At 33.6% G+C, this 4,577-nt stretch carries 2 protein-coding genes; both read right to left on the minus strand.

Annotation, left to right across the window (positions count from 1 at the left end):
• Positions 1-3,190: Cna B-type domain-containing protein (locus tag COO03_RS23345; RefSeq protein ID WP_240520161.1), on the minus strand; the 3,190-nt coding region annotated here is incomplete at its 3' end.
• A 1,120-nt stretch (positions 3,191-4,310) separates the two neighbouring features.
• Positions 4,311-4,577: LPXTG cell wall anchor domain-containing protein (locus tag COO03_RS23350; protein ID WP_141523443.1), on the minus strand; the 267-nt coding region annotated here is incomplete at its 5' end.

Raw genomic sequence — 4,577 nt, forward strand, 5'->3', positions numbered from 1 at the left:
GATCTTTGTTTGGATCCTTGTTTGGATCTTTGTTTGGATCCTTGCCTGGATCTACAACTGTTCCGTCCTTGATTTTTGTATTCGTAATGTCATAACCTTTGACTTCTGTTTTGTATCCCGCTACCGGTTGTTCTTTCACTTCATACTTGTACGCTTTGCCGTCTACATCGTACACAGCTAAGTCTTTGAATTCATATTTCCAGCCTTTTTCTGCTGTTACTTCTTGCGTTGTAATCACTTGACCATTTTGGAGTAAGTCTACTTTGATTGTTTTCGGACGATCTGTCGCATTGTCGTCTTTCCACGTCTTTGTTCCTTCTACTTTTGTTTGACCTACTTTTGTGTTTGTAATGTCATAACCGTGTACTTCTGTTTTGTAACTATCTACTGGTTGTTCCTTTACTTCATACTTGTAGGCAGTGCCATCTGCATCGTATGCTGCTAAATCTTTGAATTCATATTTCCAACCGCTTGCTTCACTTACTTCTTGTGTGTTGATGACCTGACCATTTTGCAGTAAGTCTACTTTAATTGTGCTTGGACGATCTGTCGCATTGTCGTCTTTCCACGTCTTTGTTCCTTCTACTGTTGTCTTTCCTACTTTTGTATTTGTGATGTCATAACCTTTGACTTCTGATTGATATCCTGCTACCGGTTGTTCTTTCACTGTATACGTGTAAGCTATTCCATTCGCATCGTATGCTTGTAGATTTTCAAATGCGTACTTCCAATTTGTTGCCTCTGTTACTTCTTTTGTGTCTACTACTTTACCGTTTTGTAGTAAATCTACTTTAATCGAGCTTGGGCGATTTGTTGCGTTGTTATCGTTCCAAGTTTTTGTTCCTTCTACTTTCGTTTCGCCAACTTTTGTATTTGTGATGTCATAACCTTTCACGTCAGATTGGTATCCCGCTACTGGTTGTTCTTTCACTTCATATCTATAGGCTACTCCATTCGCATCATATACTTCTAAATCTACGAATATATATTTCCAACCCATTACTGCTAGTACGTCTTGTGTTTTGATCACGTTTCCGTTTTGTAGTAAGTTTACTTTGATCATTGCCGGACGGTCTGTTGCATTTCCGTCTTTCCACGTCTTCGTTCCTTCTACTGTCAATTTCGCTACTTTTGTGTTTGTAATGTTGTAGCCATTTACTTCTGATTGATATCCTGCTACCGGTTGTTCTTTCACTTCATATCTATAGGCTTTTCCATCTGCATCGTACGCAGATAAGTCTTTGAATTCATATTTCCAGCCTTTTTCCGCTGTTACTTCTTGCGTCGTAATCACTCGACCATTTTGCAGTAAGTCTACTTTAATTGTGCTTGGACGATCTGTCGCATTGTCGTCTTTCCACGTCTTTGTTCCTTCTACTGTTGTCTTTCCTACTTTTGTATTTGTGATGTCATAACCATTTACGTCAGATTGGTATCCTGCCACCGGTTGTTCTTTCACTTCATACTTGTACGCTTTGCCGTTTGCATCGTACGCAGCTAAATCTTTGAATTCATATTTCCAACTGCTTGCTTCACTTACTTCTTGTGTGTTGATGACCTGACCATTTTGTAGTAAGTCTACTTTAATCGTTTTCGGACGATCTGTCGCATTGTCGTCTTTCCACGTTTTTGTTCCTTCTACTTTTGTTGTTTGGACCACTTTTGTATTTATAATGTCATAACCATTTACTTCTGATTTATATCCATCTACTGGTTGTTCTTTTACTTCATACTTATATGCTTTGCCGTTTGCATCATACGCAGCTAAATCTTTGAATTCATATTTCCAACCGCTTGCTTCACTTACTTCTTGTGTGTTGATGACCTGACCATTTTGTAATAAGTCTACTTTGATTGTTTTCGGACGATCTGTCGCATTATCGCCTTTCCATGTTTTTGTTCCAGTAATGGATGTAGATTTCACTTTATTCGAAATCGGTAATTTAACTCCGTTTACAGTATTTGATTTCACTTCAAAACTTACTTTTATCTGAGGATCGAAATCAATATAGTCTGGAGCTGAAACTTCTTGCACATAGTATTTACCTGGTTGTAAATTAGGAATTTCAATTATCCCTTTTTCATCCGTTACATATACATCTCCAACTTGTTCACCTGACTCTTTATACAACTTAAACGAGACATTTGGTATTACTTTTTCTTCATCACCTTCAAGATGCTTAACAATTCTTAACGTTCCTTTAGGAGGTAAATCACCTTGAGCACCACCGCCAGATGTTATATTGTTAACTTTGGCACTACCCGACTCAGAAACCGGCTGTTTGTATAGAACTTGATAATCAATCTTATAATCATTATTAAAAGATTCTTGGCTCTTTCCGCTTTCCGTTATAGTACTCGTATAAGAAACGGTAAAAGATCTAGCACTTCCCATATTCCAGTTAATCACGACTTTAAATGAATGACCGTCGTCATTAAACTGAACATATCCATAACGTTGCTCTTCAAATTGTTTAATTGTTAAAGTTTCTCTGTCATTAACTGTTATCCGAAAACTATCTTTATTAAGTGTTTGACCTTCCTGCAAACTATCAGACACAACAATATCTCTACTTAAATATTCTTTGTTTAAGTTTATATTCAAGAACCAACGCACTTCATTAGTGTTGTTTGGTTGAATATCACCAGTTTTATAGAAAAACGGTTTAGAGCCTGTACCACCACCACTAGTTGGACCAGCAATCGTTACAGTTTGCTTATCTAAAGTTGTCCCTAAATTTGTTGCAACATCTTTCGTTTGATCCGTTCCTACATTACTAGCTTGAACTGTAAAATTAAAATGCCCTCTAATATTGTGAAGTTTCTCAACCATATCATTAAATGTACATACCACATTACCTGCATTTACTTGACAAGTACCAAAATTATTACCTTGCTCATCATTTAATGGAATCGTCCCATTAAATCCTGTTAATTCCGGAGGCAGTGTTAACGTTAGTGTGTCTCCAGACTTCATCTTATTTCCAGATTTATCACTAAAAGTTACATTTATTTTAGCCTGTTCTCCGTATTTTAGTTTCGTTTTATCAATCGTAAAACTATCCACAAATCCTGTTGTACTTAACTCTTGTGCATTTGCTATTATAGGCATTAAACTCTGACCTATAGTAAACATAAAAATCATTATAATTAAAAAAATCGAAAATACTCTTTTTGAATGTATATTCATAGCATCCTCCTATATTTTATATTCATATCACATTATTATGATATTCGACTCAACTTGAATACTCTTTTCTTCAACCAATCCATAAGGCTTCACGCAAGTCTTTGTCACCTCTCTCACAAGAACTATTGTGATATTGAACTATTTATGTAATCTTCTTCTCAAATAATATACAGCTCATTTTTCATTATAAGAGAGAAGTTATTTCTTTTTTTGTAATTATCTGTATTTTGAAAACAAATTTCATTTGCTTAACCTAACAAATCTATTAGAATAATTAAGTAAAATCTTTATATAAATCTTGATTTACAAATTTTTTCATTAAATATAGAATAGTAATTTGGGAAATAACACTATCTTCACTTTTAAATAGTATCCAAAAATCAATATATTTTACTTTGAAGAATAGTATAACGTAGTGTGGTGCAATATAATTTGATCCTATTTTACAAGAAATGCATATACCTTAAAGGCAATATTATAGAATTTTCACTATTAAGCAAGAGGAGTATATATCGTGACTCGATAAAACAATTATTAGTAGTGTCGCATTAACTTCAGAGCAATTTTATGAATTTCCATTTTTTGAATATATAGTTCAATTTAAGGTATTCATAATATTATCGAATAAAAAAACAAGATTTCCATTACTTTTTCAACAAAATAATCACTATACATTAGAGGATATTTTTAATTTCACTGAATTTCTTTCCTGTACATTCTTCATCGATTACTATAATAAACAATAAAGAATGGGGAATAACACACTTGATGATGTTAATATAAACTCAATTCAAAGTCAATTCTTTCTGCTTTGTTTTTATAAAAGATGTGTTATTTTAAAAGTTTTTTCGACATTTCACGACAATATATTTACTTCCATTAATTATTAGACTAAAATGATGATACTTAAGGAAATATATTACACAATATGTACTATCAACTTCGTGGCATATATATTTACTAGAAGCGGGTTCTATATAGAGTTCACTTACAAAAAAAGCCCGACATTCCCTTTTGAAAACGTAACGTTTTATTCAAGTGTACTTTATCATCAAAACTTGTATTCTATATATAATAAAAAACATGCCAAGTGCTTTTCAGCATTTGGCATGTTTTTTTATTAACCTCGTTGACGGCCAAATAAGAATACCCCAAAAACTAACAACAACATACCTACAAGTATTGAAATAAATTCCGTTGGTGTTCCCCCTGTTTTAGGAAGTAACGCTATCGTTTTATCATTCTCTTTAGTAGGTGGAACTTTTGAATCGTTATTTGTACTTGTGTTTGATTCTTTGTTTATCTCTGTGTTTGTACTTGTGTTCGATTCTTTATTTATCTCTGTGTTTGTACTTGTGTTTGATTCCTTGTTTATCTCTGTGTTTGT

The organism is Bacillus sp. AFS098217 (genome assembly GCF_002551815.1).
In the GTDB taxonomy this organism is placed as follows: Bacteria; Bacillota; Bacilli; order Bacillales; family Bacillaceae_G; genus Bacillus_A.